At 71.4% G+C, this 16426-nt stretch carries 14 protein-coding genes and 2 tRNA genes; 11 read left to right on the top strand and 5 right to left on the bottom strand.

From position 1 onward, the window contains the following. Window positions 1-143: 143 nt before the first annotated feature. Both AB0K34_RS15810 and AB0K34_RS15815 read right to left on the bottom strand, forming a co-directional pair. Window positions 144-320 (bottom strand): hypothetical protein, encoded by a 177-nt coding sequence (locus AB0K34_RS15810; protein ID WP_171068930.1) that lies wholly within the window; start codon window positions 318-320, stop codon window positions 144-146. After that, complete coding sequence (locus tag AB0K34_RS15815; RefSeq protein ID WP_364549156.1) at window positions 317-1747, bottom strand: zinc-dependent metalloprotease; 1431 nt, start codon at window positions 1745-1747, stop codon at window positions 317-319. The genes AB0K34_RS15810 and AB0K34_RS15815 overlap by 4 nt, the downstream gene beginning before the upstream one ends. Before the next feature lie 89 nt (window positions 1748-1836). Between AB0K34_RS15815 and AB0K34_RS15820 the strand changes: the two genes are divergently transcribed. After that, window positions 1837-2919, top strand: coding sequence for an NAD-dependent epimerase/dehydratase family protein (locus tag AB0K34_RS15820; RefSeq protein ID WP_301176276.1), 1083 nt, complete (start codon window positions 1837-1839; stop codon window positions 2917-2919). Between the two features lie 28 nt (window positions 2920-2947). Here AB0K34_RS15820 and AB0K34_RS15825 read toward each other — a convergent pair whose 3' ends face one another. Next, the gene (locus tag AB0K34_RS15825; RefSeq protein ID WP_364549159.1) at window positions 2948-5821 is read right to left on the bottom strand and encodes a UPF0182 family protein; all 2874 of its coding nucleotides are present in this window, start codon (window positions 5819-5821) and stop codon (window positions 2948-2950) included. Between the two features lie 200 nt (window positions 5822-6021). Here AB0K34_RS15825 and AB0K34_RS15830 point away from each other — a divergent pair, with 200 nt between their 5' ends. From AB0K34_RS15830 to AB0K34_RS15855, 6 genes are all read left to right on the top strand, one after another. Then, window positions 6022-6531, top strand: coding sequence for a PPA1309 family protein (locus AB0K34_RS15830; RefSeq protein ID WP_240807402.1), 510 nt, complete (start codon window positions 6022-6024; stop codon window positions 6529-6531). A 29-nt stretch (window positions 6532-6560) separates the two neighbouring features. Continuing rightward, window positions 6561-7004 carry a molybdenum cofactor biosynthesis protein MoaE gene (locus AB0K34_RS15835; RefSeq protein ID WP_205719169.1) on the top strand — a complete coding sequence of 148 codons (444 nt, stop codon included), beginning with the start codon at window positions 6561-6563 and terminating at the stop codon, window positions 7002-7004. Between the two features lie 27 nt (window positions 7005-7031). After that, window positions 7032-8078: a PDZ domain-containing protein gene (locus AB0K34_RS15840; RefSeq protein ID WP_138635803.1), complete on the top strand. Its 1047-nt coding sequence runs from the start codon at window positions 7032-7034 to the stop codon at window positions 8076-8078. A 50-nt stretch (window positions 8079-8128) separates the two neighbouring features. Continuing rightward, window positions 8129-8202 (top strand) — tRNA-Met (locus AB0K34_RS15845). Between the two features lie 345 nt (window positions 8203-8547). Beyond that, entirely contained in the window at window positions 8548-8871 is a 324-nt protein-coding gene (locus AB0K34_RS15850; RefSeq protein ID WP_138642221.1) for a cupin domain-containing protein, read from the top strand. 102 nt (window positions 8872-8973) lie between these two features. Continuing rightward, a complete protein-coding gene (locus tag AB0K34_RS15855; protein ID WP_364549163.1) occupies window positions 8974-10548 on the top strand; it encodes an acyl-CoA synthetase in 1575 nt (524 codons plus the stop codon). Here the strand turns inward: AB0K34_RS15855 and AB0K34_RS15860 are convergent. Beyond that, window positions 10545-11645 carry a helix-turn-helix domain-containing protein gene (locus tag AB0K34_RS15860; protein WP_364549166.1) on the bottom strand — a complete coding sequence of 367 codons (1101 nt, stop codon included), beginning with the start codon at window positions 11643-11645 and terminating at the stop codon, window positions 10545-10547. The genes AB0K34_RS15855 and AB0K34_RS15860 overlap by 4 nt on opposite strands. Window positions 11646-11761: 116 nt before the next feature. Here AB0K34_RS15860 and AB0K34_RS15865 point away from each other — a divergent pair, with 116 nt between their 5' ends. After that, window positions 11762-12670, top strand: a complete 909-nt coding sequence (locus tag AB0K34_RS15865) for a proline dehydrogenase family protein (RefSeq protein ID WP_364549168.1) — start codon at window positions 11762-11764, stop codon at window positions 12668-12670. A gap of 12 nt (window positions 12671-12682) precedes the next feature. After that, on the top strand, window positions 12683-14314 hold the full coding sequence (gene pruA, locus AB0K34_RS15870; protein ID WP_364549171.1) for an L-glutamate gamma-semialdehyde dehydrogenase: 1632 nt from the start codon (window positions 12683-12685) through the stop codon (window positions 14312-14314). On the opposite strand, the gene AB0K34_RS15875 is transcribed toward pruA, so the two are convergent. Further along, window positions 14311-15519: a cytochrome P450 gene (locus tag AB0K34_RS15875; RefSeq protein WP_364549173.1), complete on the bottom strand. Its 1209-nt coding sequence runs from the start codon at window positions 15517-15519 to the stop codon at window positions 14311-14313. The two genes, pruA and AB0K34_RS15875, sit on opposite strands and share 4 nt — an antisense overlap. Before the next feature lie 61 nt (window positions 15520-15580). On the opposite strand from AB0K34_RS15875, the gene AB0K34_RS15880 reads away from it, so the two are divergent. Beyond that, complete coding sequence (locus tag AB0K34_RS15880) at window positions 15581-16264, top strand: helix-turn-helix domain-containing protein (protein ID WP_364549176.1); 684 nt, start codon at window positions 15581-15583, stop codon at window positions 16262-16264. Then, a tRNA-Met gene (locus AB0K34_RS15885) sits at window positions 16242-16315 on the top strand. Before AB0K34_RS15880 ends, AB0K34_RS15885 begins: the two co-directional genes overlap by 23 nt. Window positions 16316-16426 lie beyond the last annotated feature (111 nt).

The following is a 16426-nucleotide window of genomic DNA, read 5'->3' on the forward strand; positions in this document are numbered from 1 at the left end:
ATGACGGGATCAGCGTACGTGGGCGCGCTTATCCGCTCAATGAGTCATTTTCCGTGACCTGCGGTGCGCTTTCGGTGGAGCGGCCGGCGGAAAGGCGCGGCCGCCCGGCTGCCCGGGCGGCCGCGTTGCGTCTCCGGGCGCCGTCAGGCCCGGCCCACCCGCGGATAGCGGGAGTTGTCGGGCCGGCGGCGGCGCCGCTCCTGGTCGATCGGGCGCTGCCAGCACAGGCTGGCGCGCGCCACCCGGCGGCGGACCGCGTTCGTGGACGATCCGGGCTCGTACCGGCAGCCGGGCACCCGGGACGGGCGTGCGCGGCTCATGCGCGCGGCCCGCCGTCGTCCGGGCGGGCTCCGCCGCCTGGGTCACCCTCGTCCGGGCCCTTCTCGTCCGAGCCCTTCTCGTCCGAGCCCTTCTCGTCGGGGCCCTTCTCGCCGGGCTCGCCGCCCTCCTCGGGCGCCTTCGTCAGGTCGGACCAGTCGAGGTCGGACAGGCCCTCGATCTCCTCGCGGCCGTGCACGAAGCCGTCCGGATCGTCGAGGTCGTCGGCCGTCGGGAGCAGGTCGGGGTGGTCCCAGACGGCGTCCCGGCCCTGCGTGCCGCGCGCCTCCGTCAGCGACCGCCACAGCGCGGCGGCCTCCCGCAGCCGGCGGGGCCGCAGCTCCAGGCCGACCAGCGTCGCGAACGTGCGCTCCGCCGGGCCGCCGGTCGCGCGGCGCCGCCGCACCGCCTCGGCCAGCTTCACCGAGCCGGGCAGCCGCCCCTCCGCGGTCTCGTTCACGACCGTCTCGACCCAGCCCTCGACCAGCGCGAGCGCCGTCTCCAGCCGGGCCAGCGCCGCCTTCTGACGGGGCGTCTCCTCCGGCTGGAGCTGGATCTCGCCGCCCAGCGCCTCCTGGAGCGCCTCCGGGTTGCTCAGGTCGAGGCCCTGCACGGCCTGCTCGATCCCGGACAGGTCGACGGTGATGCCGCGCGCGTACTCCTCGACCGCGCCCAGCAGGTGCGAGCGCAGCCACGGGACGTGCGTGAACAGCCGCTGGTGGGCGGCCTCGCGCAACGCCAGGTAGAGCCGGACCTCGTCGTCGGAGACCTCCAGGCCCTGCCCGAACGCCTCGACCCCGGCGGGCAGCAGCGCGCCGACGCCGTCCGGCGCGAGCGGCAGGCCCACGTCGGCCGAGCCGGTGACCTCGCGGGCCAGCGCGCCGAGCGCCTGCCCGGCCTGGCCGCCGACCATCGCGCCCGCCATCTGCTTGACCATGCCGATCAGCGGGCCGGCCATCGCCTGCACGTCGGCGGGGATCTCGCCGCCGCCGAGCGCCCCGCCCATGGAGTCGACCATGCGGGTCGCGATCGGGTCGCAGACCTTCGCCCACACGGGGATCGTCTGCTCGATCCATTCGGACCGGCTCCACGCCTGCGGCGTCCGGATGCCGGCCGGCAGCGTCGTCCGCTCGTCCAGCCACAGGTCGGCCAGGCGCAGCGCCTCCACGACCTGGCGGCGCTCGGCGTCCACCACCGACGGGTCGCCCTGCTCCACCACCGTGTGGCGCGCTATGTTCTTGGCCAGGTCCCAGTTCAGCGGGCCGCCGCCCCCACCGCCCGCACCCTGTGCGCCGATCATGTCGGCGAACCGGTGCAGCATGTCGGCGAACTGCGCCATGTCGCCGCCCATGCCCTTGAATGGATCCTGGGGCCGGTCGTCGTCGTCGCCGTTGCCGGGACGGTTGAAGCCGAAGGGAGTGTCACTCATCGGTTCGCCCCTGGGATGCATGATGGGCTCATATCCGCAACGTTAGCCGGTCCCGGCAAGGTCGCGTACTCAAGGAAGGGGGCAGCCCCGTGGCAACGGGCAAGGTTCGCCCTCGGCGTAGCAAGGGCCCGGTCGTCGCCGTCACCGGCGCCGCCTCCGGGGCGGGACGGCTGCTGGCCGCCCGGCTCGCCGAACGGGAAGAGATCCGCAAGGTCGTCGCCGTCGACGGGCAGCGCGGCGACGTGCCCGGCGTCACCTGGCGCGTCACCGACATCCGCGACCCGCTGCTGTCCGGGCGGCTCTCCGACGTCGACGTGCTCGTCAACCTGGACATCGAGCGGTCCCCGGACGCCGACCCGCGCGAGCGCCGCACCCACAACGTCCGCGGCGCCCAGACGGTCGTCACCGCCGCCGCGGCGGCCCGCGTCCGCCGGGTGGTCCTCGTCACGTCCGCGATGGTCTACGGGGCCGAGCCCGGCAACGAGGTGCCGCTGGCCGAGGACGCGCCGCTGCTCGCCGAGGCCAGCACCAGCATCGCCGGGGACTTCCTGGAGATCGAGGAGCTGGCCGCGACCGCGCCCGTCACCCATCCCGGCCTGGACGTCACCGTCGTCCGCCCCGCCGCGCTCGCCGGCCCCGGCGTCGACACCGTGATCACCCGCCACTTCGAGGCGCCCCGGCTGCTGTCGGTCAAGGGCAGCACCCCCGGCTGGCAGTTCTGCCACATCGAGGACCTCGCGTCCGCGCTGGAGACCGTCGTCATCGACGACGTGCGCGGGCCCGTCGCCGTCGGCAGCGAGGGCTGGCTCGGCCCCGACGAGGTGGCCGAGATCACCGGCAAGCGCACCTTCGAGCTGCCCGCCGCCCTCACCTTCGGCATGGCGCAGCGGCTGCACCGGCTCGGCATGACCCCGGCGCCCGCCACCGACCTGCACTACGTCGCCTACCCGTGGGTCGTCGACTGCGCCCGGCTGCGGGCCGCCGGGTGGAAGCCGCTGCACGACAACGCCGCCGCCCTGCGCGCCGTGATGGAGGAGACCGCCGGACGGCACGCCGTCGTCGGCCGCCGCGTCGGCGGCAAGGAGGCCACGATGGCGACCGCCGCGGGCGCCACCGTCGCCGCGATCGGCGCCGCCGCCGCGATCCGCCGCGCCCGCAAGCGCCGCCGCTGACCCCCGGCCGGGGTCAGCGGCGACCCCCTCAGCTCGCCGGAGGGGTGGCGCTCGGTGACGGCGACGGCGACCCCGGCGGCGACCCGGACGGGGACGGTGCCGGGCTCGGCGACGTTTTCGGCGCGGACTTGCCCGCCGCCGCCAGCGCGGCCTGCGCGTCCTTGATCCGCTTCCAGGCCTCGCCCATGCCCGGGTAGTCGCCCTTCTTCTGGGCGTTCTCGTAGTCGGTCACGGCCTTGTTCAGGTCGCCGATCGCCTTCTGCGCCGCCGCGCTCAGCTGCTGCCCGCCCGGCGCGCCCGGCGACTGCGGCGGCGCCCCGGGCTGCGCGGGCGCGCCCGCCCCGCCGAGGACCTGCTTCAGCGCGTCCTGCAGCGTGTCCGCCGCCGCGATGCTCTCCCCGTACCGGACCAGGATCTTGCCCATGATCGGGTACGGCTGCTGCTCCGCGCCGCCCGCCGCCTTCGTGTACATCGGCTCCACGTACAGCAGGTCACCGCCGAACGGGATCGTCAGCAGGTTGCCGGCCACGGTCTTCGTGCCGCCCTGCCGCAGCGCGAACAGGTCGCTCTTCACCTTCGAGTCGGTCTCGAACGAGTTCTGCACCTGGCCCGGACCCGGCGGCTGCGCGTTCCGCGGCATCTGCAGGATCTGGATCTGCCCGTAGTCGCGCCCCGGCGTCGACCCGACCGCCATGAACGCCGCCAGCTGCGGGTTGTTGCGCGGGTTGAAGACCGTCGTCAGCGAGAACGACTCGGTGTCCTGGCCGGGCATCCGCAGGCTCTGGTAGTACGGCGGCTGCCGCTTGCCCTTCACCGTCGGGTCCTGCGGGACCTCCCAGAAGCCCTCGCCGTTGTAGAACGCCGACGGGTCCGTCACGTGGTACTTGGTCAGGACCTTGCGCTGCACCTTGAACAGGTCCTGCGGGTAGCGGAAGTGGGCCTCCAGCTCCGGTGGGATCGACGAGCGCGGCTGGACGGTGTTGTCGAACACCTTCATCCACGTCTTCGTCACCGGGTCGTTCTCGTCCCACTGGTAGAGGTGCACGGTGCCGTCGTAGGCGTCCACCGTGGCCTTCACCGAGTTCCGCATGTAGTTGATGTGGTCGTTCGCCTGCCGCGCCACCGCCGACCGCGTGTCGGTGATGGTGTCGCGGGTCGCCTCCCCGAGGCTCATCTCCTCCGAGTACGGGTAGCTGCTGGACGTCGTGTAGCCGTCCACGATCCACAGGATGCGGCCGTTCACCACCGCCGGGTACGGGTCGCCGTCCAGCGTCAGCCACGGCGCCGCCTTCTGCACCATCTGGCGCGGCGTCCGGTCGTAGAGGATCTTGGCGTCCTTGTTGATCGCGCCCGACAGCAGCAGGTTCTTGTCCTGGAACTTCGCCGAGTACAGCAGCTTGTTCAGGAACGAGTCGATGCGGACCCCGCCCTGCCCGGCGTAGGTGCTGCTCTGCTGCCCCGACTCGCTGTTGTCGGGGTAGTTCAGCTCCTGCTGGCCCTGCCCGCCGACCACCGAGTACTTCGGCGAGCGCTCCCCGAAGTAGATCTCCGGCTTCGCCACCTGGATCCGCTGGTCCGGGGACGCCGGCATGTCGCGGGTGATGAAGGCCGGCTCGCGGGAGTCGAACCGGTCGCCGTACGCCGACACGAAGCCGTAGCCGTGCGTGTAGACCATGTGGTCCTTCACCCAGCTGCGCTGCCCGGCCGGCGCGCCCGACAGCTCGCGGAGCGCGACGACCGTGTCGACGAGCTTGCCGTCCACCTGGTAGCGGTCCACGTCCAGCGTGTCCGGGAACTGGTAGAACGGGCGGATCCGCTGCAGCTGCTGGAACGTCTCGCCCACCACGTTCGGGTCGAGGACGCGCACGCCGCCGAGCTTGTCGGCGTCCTCCTGGAGCTGCTTCTTGTCCGTCACGGGCTGCGTGCCGTACGGGACGACCTTCGCGCCGTCCACGCCGTAGGCGGCCCGGGTGAACTTGATGTTGCGCGCGATGTACTCGCGCTCCTTGGCCAGCTCGTCCGGCTTCACCTGGAACTGCTGGATCAGCAGCGGGTACACCCCGCCCAGCAGGATCGCCGACAGCACCAGCAGCGTGAAGCCGACGCCCGGCAGCATCATGCCGCGCCGCAGCAGGTTGCTGAAGAACATCGCCGCGCACAACAGCGCGATCACGGCGAGGATCGTCTTCGCCGGCAGCAGCGCGTTGACATCGGTGTAGGACGCGCCCGTCGCCACCCCGCGTTCGGAATGCATCAGGCCGTACCGGTCGAACCAGTACGCCACCGCCTTCAGCAGGATGAACAGCCCGAACAGCACCGACAGGTGCGCGCGCGCCGGCGGGCTCGCCTTGTCGCCCGGCCCCTGCAGCCGCAGCCCCCCGTACAGGTAGTGCACCATCACCGCGGCCAGGATCGACAGGATCACCGTCGCGAAGACCACACCCAGCACGAGCCGCATGAACGGGTACGTGAAGACGTAGAACGACACGTCCTTGTGGAACTGCGGGTCCTCCACGCCGAACGGCGTGCGGTTCAGGAACGCCAGCCACACCGGCCACTGGCCCGCCACCGACGAACCCGTCAGCACGCCCAGCAGCCCCAGCAGCGACACCGCGATCATCCGGCGCCGCGGATCGATCACCGAGCGGTACCGCTCCAAGCCCTGCTGCTCCACCGACAGCGGCCGGTACGCCGGACGCAGCCGGTACGCGACCATCACATTGGCGCCCACCACCAGCGACATCAGCAGCCCCGCGCCGAAGAACAGGACGATCTTCGCCTGCAGCTGCGTGGTGTACACCTCGGAGAAACCGATCGAGCGATACCACAGCAGGTCCGTGTACACGGCCGTGAAGATCAAGAACGCGACCAGCAGCACGGCCAGCGCCACCAGAGCGGGCAAGACGATCCGCGTCCGTCCGGTACCGAGCCGGCGCCCGAAAGCGGGAGTCCGGAAGGTCAAGTCGGCCCCTCCGATCGAGAAACTCGCTCACCGGCCGCCCGCCGGTGCTGTAGATGCAACTTACCGACTGGCGCGAGGGTTCCGGCACTCACCGTCGCAGGAAGGGGAAAGATGGCCCCGTGAGTCATTTGGAAACAGCCGTGCTCGATCTTGAACGTCACTCGGCGGAGAAGGGCTGGGACAGCGCCCCCAGCCTGTACGCGCTCGTCCGCAGCGCCGAACTCCGCCGCGCCGAGCCCGGCCTCGCCGACCAGCTGCCCGCCGACGCCGACGCGCTCGTCCCCATCGAACAGGAAGGGCTCCCCGAGGAAAGCAGCGTCGAAGACGCCCTCGCGGGCATCGTCTGGCCCGACACCGTCGACGGCTGCGTCCTCGTCATCGAACGGGTCGTCCTGCCCCCCGGCGTCGAGGACGACATCCCCGACGACGCCGCCGAGGCCGCCGCGTTCGTCGGGAACCACCCCGCCCGCGAAGAGGTCCGCATGGTCGTCGGCGTCCTGCGCGACGGCGCCCGCCACGCCGCCGTCCGCATGCGCAGCCACGACAGCGAGGACGCCGTCCTGCGCGGGCCCGACCTCGTGCCCGGCCTCCCCGACGTGCTCGCCGCCACCTTCGACCCCGACGACCCCGGCGCGTCCCGCCCGGAATAGGACGGCCGCCGGGAGGTAGCCTGCGGAACGTGACCCACAGCGTTGAAGCCGGCGACGTCATCCGGCTGGCCGGCGTCCGCGAGACGCCCCTGTCCGTCGACGAGGTCTACCGCGCCGTCGGCGCCCCGAGCGCCGGCGGCATCGCCCTGTTCACCGGCACCGTCCGCGACCACGACCACGCGCGCGCCGTCAGCGGCCTGTCCTACAGCGCCCACCCCACCGTCGAACGGGAACTGCGCGCCGTCATGGAGAAGGTCGCCGCCGACCACCCCGTCCTCGCCCTCGCCGCCGTCCACCGCGTCGGCGACCTCCGCATCGGCGACATCGCCGTCATCGTCGCCGCCTCCAGCGCCCACCGCGCCGAAGCGTTCGACGCCTGCCGCCGGCTCATCGACGACCTCAAGGCCGGCGTCCCCATCTGGAAGCACCAGACCTTCGCCGACGGCGGCGACGAGTGGGTCGGGGCCTGCTGAGCCCCCTGACCGCATAGAGTTTCCGGCATGTCTCGTCGTGCCGCCACGCTCTCCGCCGCGAGCGTGCTCGTCCTCCTGCTCGCCGTCATCGGCTCCTTCATGCGCGTCCCCTACGTCGCGCTGATGCCGGGCCCCACGAGCAACACCCTCGGCACGAACGACAAAGGCCAGCCCCTCATCCGCATCGAAGGCCGCAAGACCTACCCCGACCAGGGGCACCTCAACTTCACCACCGTCACCTACCGCGGCGGGCCCGGCGGCCGCATCGACCTCTTCACCGCCCTGCGCGGCTGGCTCGACGGCGACACCGCCATCGTCCCCGAAGAGACGATCTTCCCCAAGAACGAGTCGCCGAAGCAGGTCGACCAAGAGAACACCCGGGCGATGCAGGACTCCCAGCAGAACGCCGAAGCCGCCGCCCTCCACCAGCTCGGCATCCCCCTCACCACCCGCGTCGTCGTCGACGGCGTCCAGAAAGGCCGCCCCGCCGACGGGATCCTGCGGCCCGGCGACGAGATCACCGCGCTCGACGGCGCCAAGGTCACCAGCGTCTCCCAGGTCACCGGCGCCATGGCCAAACGCAAGATCGGCGACACCGTCACCCTGGACTACCGGCGCGGCGGCACCGAGCAGAAGGCCAAGGTCACGACCGTCGCCGACCCCTCCGGCAAACGCGCCGTCGTCGGCATCGTCCTGTCCGACCAGTACAAGTTCCCCTTCAAGATCGACATCAGCATCGGCGACATCGGCGGCCCCTCCGCCGGCCTCATGTTCTCCCTCGCCATCTACGACAAGCTCACCCCCGGCCCCCTCACCCAGGGCAAATTCATCGCCGGCACCGGCACCATCACCCCCGAAGGCCACGTCGGCCCCATCGGCGGCATCCAGCAGAAGATGATCGCCGCCCGCAAGGCCGGCGCCACCGTCTTCCTCACCCCCAAGGACAACTGCACCGACGCCGTCGCCGCCCGCCCCGACGGCCTCCGCCTCGTCCGCGCCGACACCCTCAACGGCACCATCCAGGCCATCAACGCCCTCAACACCGGCAACGGCCACATCCCCGCCTGCAAATGACCGCCACCGACCCAACCACTCCCACCCATGCCATAGACTTAAGACATCACCGCGGGGTGGAGCAGTTCGGTAGCTCGCTGGGCTCATAACCCAGAGGTCGCAGGTTCAAATCCTGCCCCCGCTACTGGTCCTGGGGTCTCCTTGGTCGCCGCTTTGCGGCTTCCCCGAGGGGACCCTTCGCCATTCCCGGGGGGCGACCCCCCGGAGCCCCCCGTGCCTCCGCCATCCCCCACCCGCCCGCCCCTGGGGCTTCGCCCCTAGACCCCCTTTTTTGGCTGGGGGTTTGGGGTTTGGGCGAAGGTTTTTCTGTAGGTGCCTGGGGTTGTTGCCAGGGCTCTTTGGAAGCCGAGTTCGAACGTCGACTGGTGCGGGCGGACCAGCGCCACGACGCGGTGCATGGCAGGAAAGTACCGCAAGACGTCTTTTCTGACACTCGGCGAGGGCGGTGGCGGGCGGCCAGGGTGGTGCCATGACTACCGAACAGCCTGGATATGTGTGGTCGGCGGTGCAGGACGCCCCCGTTCGCGAGATCTTCCCCGGGATCCGGGTTCGGCCGCTGTGGTCCGGAGGCGCGGCGAAGGCGGCGGTGCTGGAGATGGATCCGGGCAGCCGGTGGGAGGGCGTGGACGTGCACGCGCCCGGTCCGGAGGAGGTCTTCGTTGTCTCCGGCGTCTTCAACGACGGGGAGCGCGACTATCCCGCCGGCTCCTTCATCCACGCCCCTGCCGGGTCGAGCCATGTGCCGCAGTCGGTGGAGGGCTGCACGCTCTTCCTGTTCTATCCGGAGGGGTGACCGGCTTTCGGGTGTCTCCTATACCCCCTTTTGGGGGTGGCGGGTGGGGTTCGGGTGTGGTTTCATCGCGGCTCACTTGGGACTTTGCGGGAGGGGCGGTCTATGTCCGACTCGGTGGCTCGTGCTCGGCAGCACTCGGTGGGGGATCTGCTGCATCGGACGGCACGGCGGTATCCGGGGAAGCTCGCCGTGGTCAGCGGGGAGCTCCGGGTCACCTACGCGGAGTTCGACGTCGCGGTCAACCGGGCGGCGCACGCGCTGGCGGCGCGGGGGCTCGCCAAGGGGGACCGGATCGCGCTGCTCAGCCACAACTGCTGGCAGTACGCCGTGATCGCGTTCGCCACGGCCAAGCTCGGTGTGGTGCTCGTGCCCGTCAACTTCATGCTCAACGCCGACGAGGTCGCCTACATCGTCGGGCACTCGGGGGCGTCCGGGATCATCGCGGAGGACGCGCTCGCCCCGACGGCGGAGAAGGCGCTCGCGACCGCCGGAGTCGAGGGCGGTGTGCGGGGATGGATCGGGCTCTCCGGGGCTCCGGCGGGCGACGGCTGGGAGGACGTCGACGCCTGGTGGTCGGCCGGGCCCGAAGTGGCGCCGGACGTGCTCGTCGCGGACGATGATCCGCTGCGGCTCATGTACACGTCGGGGACCGAGTCGCGGCCCAAGGGTGTGATGCTCTCCAGCCGCTCCCTGATCTCCCAGTACGTCAGCTGCGTCATCGACGGCGAGATGAGCCCGGACGACGTCGAGGTGCACACGCTGCCGATGTACCACTGCGCGCAGCTCGACTGCTTCTTCTCGGTCGACGTCTACTTGGGGGCGACCAGCATCATCCTGCCGTCGCCGGAGCCCGGTGCGCTGCTGGAGACGATCGAGCGGGAGAAGGTCACCAAGCTGTTCTGCCCGCCTACGGTGTGGATCTCGCTGCTGCGGCATCCCGACTTCGAGCGGCGCGACCTGTCGAGCCTGCGGAAGGGCTACTACGGGGCGTCCCCGATGCCGGTCGAGGTGCTGCGGGAGCTGCTGCGGCGGCTGCCGGGGGTGCGGCTGTGGAACTTCTACGGGCAGACCGAGATGGCGCCGCTCGCGACCATCCTGCGGCCCGAGGAGCAGCTTGAGCGGGCCGGCAGCGCGGGGCGTGCGGGCATCAACGTCGAGACCGTCGTCGTCGACGACGACGGGAACCCCGTGGCGGCGGGGGAGATCGGCGAGATCGTCCACCGGAGCCCGCACGCGGCCCTCGGGTACTACCGGGACGAGGAGAAGACGGCGGAGGCGTTCCGCGGCGGGTGGTTCCACTCGGGCGACCTCGGGGTCATGACGGAGGACGGCTACCTGTCCGTCGTCGATCGCAAGAAGGACATGATCAAGACGGGAGGGGAGAACGTCGCCAGCCGCGAGGTCGAGGAGGCGATCTACGAGCTGGACGGCGTGGCGGAGGTCGCCGTCTTCGGCATCAGCCATCCGCACTGGATCGAGGCCGTCACCGCCGTCGTCGTGCCCAAGGCGGGGTCGGAGCTCAGTGTCGAGGACGTCGTCGCTCATGCTCGGGAGCGGCTCGCCCCCTACAAGCGGCCCAAGTACGTCGTGCTCGCCGACGCCCTGCCCAAGAACCCCAGCGGCAAGATCCTCAAGCGGGAGCTGCGCGCTCAGCATGCCGAGCTGGCTCAGTCCTAGGTGGGGGGAGCCAGGTGAGGGGAGAGCGTTAGGGCCAGGTGGAGGGTCAGGCGGTCCTGGCCGTTGGTGAGGGTCAGGGCCGTCAGCTCCTCTATGCGGCGCAGGCGGTGGTAGAGGGTTTGGCGGTGGATGTTCAGCGCCTTCGCTGTTTGCTGGACGTTGCCCGCCAGGTCCAGGTAGGTGCGGGCCGTTTCGGCCAGTTCGTGGTTGTCGAGCAGGCGGTTGGTGCCCGGGGTCTGGGTTGCCTGGGTCAGGGCCTCGTCGCCTGCTGTGCGGAGGAGGCGCAGGACGCCCAGGTTCGTCCAGTCGCGGGTTTCGCCGGGGGCGGCGGTGCGGGCCGCCACACGGGCTCGGAGCCAGCCCTCGTGGACGTCCTCCAGGGTGGCGCAGGGGGCGTAGACGCCTGCTTGGACGGGGGCGTTGCGTTCCTCCAGGAGGCGGCGGGCCCGGTCGACCGTTGAGGGCGTCGGGGTCGACGCCGGGATGACCAGGACGTGGTCGCGCTGCCACACCGTCGTCAGGACGGAGTGGGGGAGCTGCCACGGGTTGAGGGGTTCCGGGCTCGGGGTGCGCAGCACCGCCACGGCGAAGGGCGGTTCGGGGGAGGCGGCCTCGGTCAGGTCGTCCGCCGCCTGGGTGCGGGCGTCCGGGTGGGTGGAGAGCAGGTCGGCGACCTTCCAGCCCAGGTCGTCGCGCTCGCGGGCCTGGCGGGCCATGAGGAGGGCGGCGCGCTCGCAGAGCGGCATGGCCTTGGCGGCCTGGGCGCTCGTGATGCGCTCCTGGTCGTCCAGGAGCCACAGGTAGCCGTAGGTCACGTTGTGCCAGCGGACGGGCAGGCAGAGCCGGGCGAGCTGGCCGAGGGACGCGTCCGCCGGGATGCGGACCGGGCCCGTCGCGCGGGCAATGCCGTGCCGCTCGAAGCGGGCCCGGACGTCCTCGGACGAGCGGCGGCGCAGGATCGAGTCCAGCCGGACGGGGTCGATGGTGTCGCCGTGGGCGGCGTAGGCGACGAGGTGGAAGTCGCGGTCCTCCAGTGTGGCGGGGGCCTGCAGGAGGTCGGCCGCCTGTTCCGCGATCTCCTGGAGGTCTAGGGGCATCCCACTCCTTTGTACATTTGTATGAAGTCTAGCTCGCCTGAAAGTGGCGTTTGGCTGTAGGGGGACGGCGGGCGCGCTTCTACGGTTCGAGGTGTTCCTCGACGTTGGAGGCTCCCATGCTCGCTTCTGTTCTCCTCGCCGCCGCGCGCAGCGGGCGGATGCGCGGTCTTGTCACGTCCATGCCTCTGACCAGGGGCGTCGTCGACCGGTTCGTCGCCGGGGACGAGCTCGGTGACGCGGTGCGGGCGGTGCGGGAGCTGACGGACGCCGGGCTTTCGGTGACCCTCGACCACCTCGGGGAGGACACCCGGGAGCGCGCGCAGGCCGAGGCCGCGCGGGACGCGTATCTGCGGATGTTCTCGGTCTTCGAGGAGGGCGGGCTCGCGGCCGGCGCCGACGCCTCGGTGAAGCTGTCCGCGCTCGGGCAGGCGCTGCCGGGGGAGCTGGCGCTCGACAACGCGCGGGAGATCTGCGCCGCCGCCGGGCGGATCGGCATGACCGTCACCCTCGACATGGAGGACCACACGACCGTCGACTCCACGCTGGAGGTGCTCGGCAAGCTGCGGAGCGACTTCCCGTGGGTCGGTGTCGCCGTCCAGGCGATGCTGCGGCGCAGTGAGGGCGATCTGCGGGATCTGGTCGGGGAGGGCTCGCGGGTCCGGTGGGTGAAGGGCGCCTATGCCGAGCCCGCTTCGGTGGCCTTCCAGGGGCGGCACGAGGTCGACCGCGCTTACGCGCGGGGGCTGCGTCTGCTGATGGAGGGCGACGGCTACCCGATGATCGCCAGCCATGACCCCCGGATGATCGAGATCGCGCAGGCGCTCGGGGCGCGGCGGTCGCCCGATTCCTACGAGTTCCAGATGCTCTACGGGATCCGTGCCGGTGAGCAGCGGCGGCTCGCCGAGGACTACCGGATGCGCGTCTACGTCCCCTACGGCGCCGACTGGTACGGGTACTTCATGCGGCGGCTCGCCGAAAGGCCCGCCAACCTCGTCTTCTTTCTCCGTTCGTTCGTCTCTCGCTAAGGAGGGCCCCTGATGGACGCCGTGACCAACGTTCCGATGCCGGTCAACGAGCCGGTGCGCGGGTATGCGCCGGGCAGCGCCGAACGGGCCCGGCTGGAGGCGCGCCTCGCCGAGCTGACCGCCGAGGCGCCGATCGACCTGCCCATGACGATCGGCGGCGAGCGGCGGCTCGGAGCCGGCGCCAAGGTCGCCGTCGTGCAGCCGCACCGGCACGCGTCCGTGCTCGGGACGTTCGGCACCGCGACGCGGGAGGACGCGCGGGACGCGATCGACGCCGCGCTGAAGGCCGCACCGGCCTGGCGGGACATGGCGTTCGACGACCGCGCCGCGATCTTCCTGCGCGCCGCGGACCTGCTCGCCGGGCCGTGGCGGGAGACGCTGCTGGCCGCGACGATGCTCGGCCAGTCCAAGACCGTCCAGCAGGCGGAGATCGACAGCCCGTGCGAGCTGGTCGACTTCTGGCGGTTCAACGTGCACTTCGCGCGGCGGATCCTCGCCGAGCAGCCGATCAGCGGCGCCGGGGTGTGGAACCGGTCCGACCACCGGCCGCTGGAGGGGTTCGTCTACGCGATCACCCCGTTCAACTTCACCGCGATCGCCGCGAACCTGCCGACCGCGCCCGCGCTCATGGGCAACGTGGTCGTGTGGAAGCCGTCGCCGACGCAGACCTACTCGGCCGTGCTGCTCATGCGGCTGCTGGAGGAGGCCGGGCTGCCGGACGGCGTCATCAACCTCGTGACCGGCGACGGGCTCGCGGTGTCGGACGTCGCGCTCCAGCACCCCGAGCTGGCCGGGATCCACTTCACCGGGTCCACCGCGACGTTCCGGCACCTGTGGAAGACCGTCGGGAACAACATCGAGAAGTTCCGGAGCTACCCGCGGATCGTGGGGGAGACGGGCGGCAAGGACTTCGTCGTCGCCCACCCGTCCGCCGACCCGGCGGTGCTCAAGACCGCGCTCGTGCGGGGGGCCTTCGAGTACCAGGGGCAGAAGTGCTCCGCCGCGTCGCGGGCCTACATCCCGCGGTCGATCTGGGACGGCGGGTTCAAGGAGGAGCTGGCCGCCGAGGTCGACGGGCTCGCCATGGGTGACGTCGCCGACCTGTCCAACTTCATGAGCGCCGTGATCGACGAGCGGGCGTTCGCCAAGAGCAAGGCGGCCATCGACCGGGCCCACGCCGACCCCGGGGTCGAGGTCGTCGCCGGTGGAACCTACGACGACAGCGTCGGGTACTTCGTGCGGCCCACCGTGCTCGTTTCGGACGACCCCGAGAACGAGATCTTCCGCACCGAGTACTTCGGGCCGATCCTCGGCGTCCACGTCTACGAGGACGACCGGTACGACGAGATGCTCGCCCAGATGGAGTCGGCCGCCGAGTACGCCCTCACCGGCGCCGTCATCGCCGACGACCGGGCCGCCGCCGCGCACACCGCCGAGGTGCTGCGCTACGCCGCCGGCAACTTCTACATCAACGACAAGCCCACCGGCGCCGTCGTCGGTCAGCAGCCGTTCGGCGGCGCGCGGGCGTCCGGGACGAACGACAAGGCCGGGTCCGTCTTCAACCTGCTGCGGTGGACGTCGCCGCGGTCGATCAAGGAGACGTTCGTCCCGCCGACCGACTACCGGTACCCGCACATGGGCTAGGCCGGCTCGATGCCCGTGGCCGGGAGCGAGACCCAGCCCCGGGTGAACGGGGAGGCGATCCGCTGTGCGTTCTCTAGGTCCACCCCTGTGCCGGGGTGGGCCTGGAGGAGCTCTTCCAGGGCGACGCGGGCCTGCAGCTTCGCCAGGTGCGAGCCGATGCAGAAGTGGACGCCGCTGGAGAAGCCCAGATGGCGCGGGATCTCCCGGGTGACGTCCAGCTCGTGCGCGGACGGGCCGAACTCCCGCTCGTCCCGGTTCGCCGACCCGAACAGCATCATCACCTTCTCGCCCTCCGGGATCTCCGTCCCGTGGAGGACGACCGGGCGCGTCGTCGTCCGCGCGAGGGCCTGCACCGAGCTCTCCAGGCGCAGGAACTCCAGCAGCGCGTTCGGGATCAGGGACGGGTCGGCGGCGAGGCGCTCGCGCTGCGCGTGGTCGCCGTCCAGCAGCGCGATCCCGTGCGAGATCAGGTTGCCGGTGGTGTCGTTGCCGCCCGCCACCATCACGAAGCAGAAGCCGAGGATGTCCCAGTCGGTGAGGCGCTCCCCGTCCGCCTCGGCCGCCGTCAGCGCGCTGATCAGGTCGTCGGACGGGTCGGCGCGGCGCGCGGCGATCACGTCGGTGAAGTAGGCGAACATCTCCGCGACGGCGGCGACCGCGTCGTCCTTCAGCGCCTTCAAGTCGAAGCCGTCGTCCTGGAGGGTCGTCAGCGCCGACACCCACGGGTCGAACCGGGCCCGGTCGGACTCGGGGACCCCCAGCAGGTGCGCGAGCGCGTACGTGGGGAGGGGCGAGGAGAAGTCGCGGTGCAGGTCCGGGGTCTCGCCGTCGGCCGCCTTGCGCTCCATGAGGGCGATCCGGGACCGGACGAACTCGCGGAGGAGGCCCTCCAGGGCCGCCGTGCGGCGCGGGGTGAAGCCGTGGCTGATCAGGCGCCGCAGGACGGTGTGGCGCGGCGGATCCAGCATCACGATCGTCGGGGCCAGGCCCAGCGTCCCGATCTCGTCCGGATAGAACGTCAGGCCCTGCGCGGACGAGAACGTCCCCGCGTCCCGCGTCGCCGCCCAGATGTCGTCGAACCGGGACAGCGCCCAGAACGGCGGATCGTCGTGGCGGTGGACGGGGTCCTCGTCCCGCAGCCGGGTGTAGGCGGGGTAGGGGTCGGCCTGGAAACCGGGGTCGAACGGGTCGTAGACGTCCGCCATGCGCGCGGCCTCCCGCTATTAACAGGCGTCGTTATTAACGCCCCCTGTTAGTATCATCGGCGTGCCGAAAGACGCAAGCGCCACCCGCGACGCCCTCCTGCACGCCGGCGCCCACCTCTTCGCCGCCCACGGCATCGACGCCGCCCGCACCCGCGACATCGTCACCCTCGCCGGACAAGGCAACGACTCCGCCGTCACCTACCACTTCGGCTCCCGCGCCGGCCTCCTCGACGCCGTCCTCCACGCCGGCATCACCCGCATGGAACCCGCCCGCGCCGCCGCCCTACCCCGCCTCCACCCCCGCGACCTCCCCGCCATCACCGCCGCCATCGTCCACCCCACCGCCGACGAACTCCGCACCGAACACGGCCGCGACTTCCTCCGCATCACCGCCCAACTCGCCGGACGCGCCGGAATCCGCGACCGGCACCTCCCGCCCCTCCTGCGCGGCACCGCCCTCCAACGCCAACTCGAACTCCTCCAAGACGCCTGCCGCGCCACCCACCCCGAACCCCTCGCCCTCGAACGCGTCCAGCACTTCATCGCCTTTCTCACCGCCGCCCTCGCCGACCGCGCCACCCGCACCGCCCAACACCAGCCCCCCGCCCTCGACCACCACGCCTACACCGCCGACCTCACCGCCATGCTCACCGCCGCCCTCCAAACCCCCGCACCCGCCCATTTGCCTAACCACCCCCCACCCCATACAGTTGAGCCATCGCCGCGGGGTGGAGCAGTTCGGTAGCTCGCTGGGCTCATAACCCAGAGGTCGCAGGTTCAAATCCTGCCCCCGCTACTGGTCCTAGGGTCCCCTTGGTCGCCGCTTTGCGGCTTCCCCGAGGGGACCCTTCGCCGTTTTCGGGGGGACGACCCCCCGTTCCCCCCGGTGCCTCCACCATCCCCCGCC

This window comes from Actinomadura sp. NPDC049382 (assembly GCF_040677125.1).
Taxonomy (GTDB): Bacteria; Actinomycetota; Actinomycetes; order Streptosporangiales; family Streptosporangiaceae; genus Spirillospora; species Spirillospora geliboluensis.

What these genes read in the sequence shown, in the direction of transcription:
- AB0K34_RS15810 (WP_171068930.1), bottom strand. Translation starts at nt 320, where the DNA reads ATGAGCCGCGCACGCCCGTCCCGGGTGCCCGGCTGCCGGTACGAGCCC.
- AB0K34_RS15815 (WP_364549156.1), bottom strand. Translation starts at nt 1,747, where the DNA reads ATGAGTGACACTCCCTTCGGCTTCAACCGTCCCGGCAACGGCGACGAC.
- AB0K34_RS15840 (WP_138635803.1), top strand. Translation starts at nt 7,032, where the DNA reads ATGTCTCGTCGTGCCGCCACGCTCTCCGCCGCGAGCGTGCTCGTCCTC.
- AB0K34_RS15850 (WP_138642221.1), top strand. Translation starts at nt 8,548, where the DNA reads ATGACTACCGAACAGCCTGGATATGTGTGGTCGGCGGTGCAGGACGCC.
- AB0K34_RS15855 (WP_364549163.1), top strand. Translation starts at nt 8,974, where the DNA reads ATGTCCGACTCGGTGGCTCGTGCTCGGCAGCACTCGGTGGGGGATCTG.
- AB0K34_RS15860 (WP_364549166.1), bottom strand. Translation starts at nt 11,645, where the DNA reads ATGCCCCTAGACCTCCAGGAGATCGCGGAACAGGCGGCCGACCTCCTG.
- AB0K34_RS15865 (WP_364549168.1), top strand. Translation starts at nt 11,762, where the DNA reads ATGCTCGCTTCTGTTCTCCTCGCCGCCGCGCGCAGCGGGCGGATGCGC.
- pruA (WP_364549171.1), top strand. Translation starts at nt 12,683, where the DNA reads ATGGACGCCGTGACCAACGTTCCGATGCCGGTCAACGAGCCGGTGCGC.
- AB0K34_RS15875 (WP_364549173.1), bottom strand. Translation starts at nt 15,519, where the DNA reads ATGGCGGACGTCTACGACCCGTTCGACCCCGGTTTCCAGGCCGACCCC.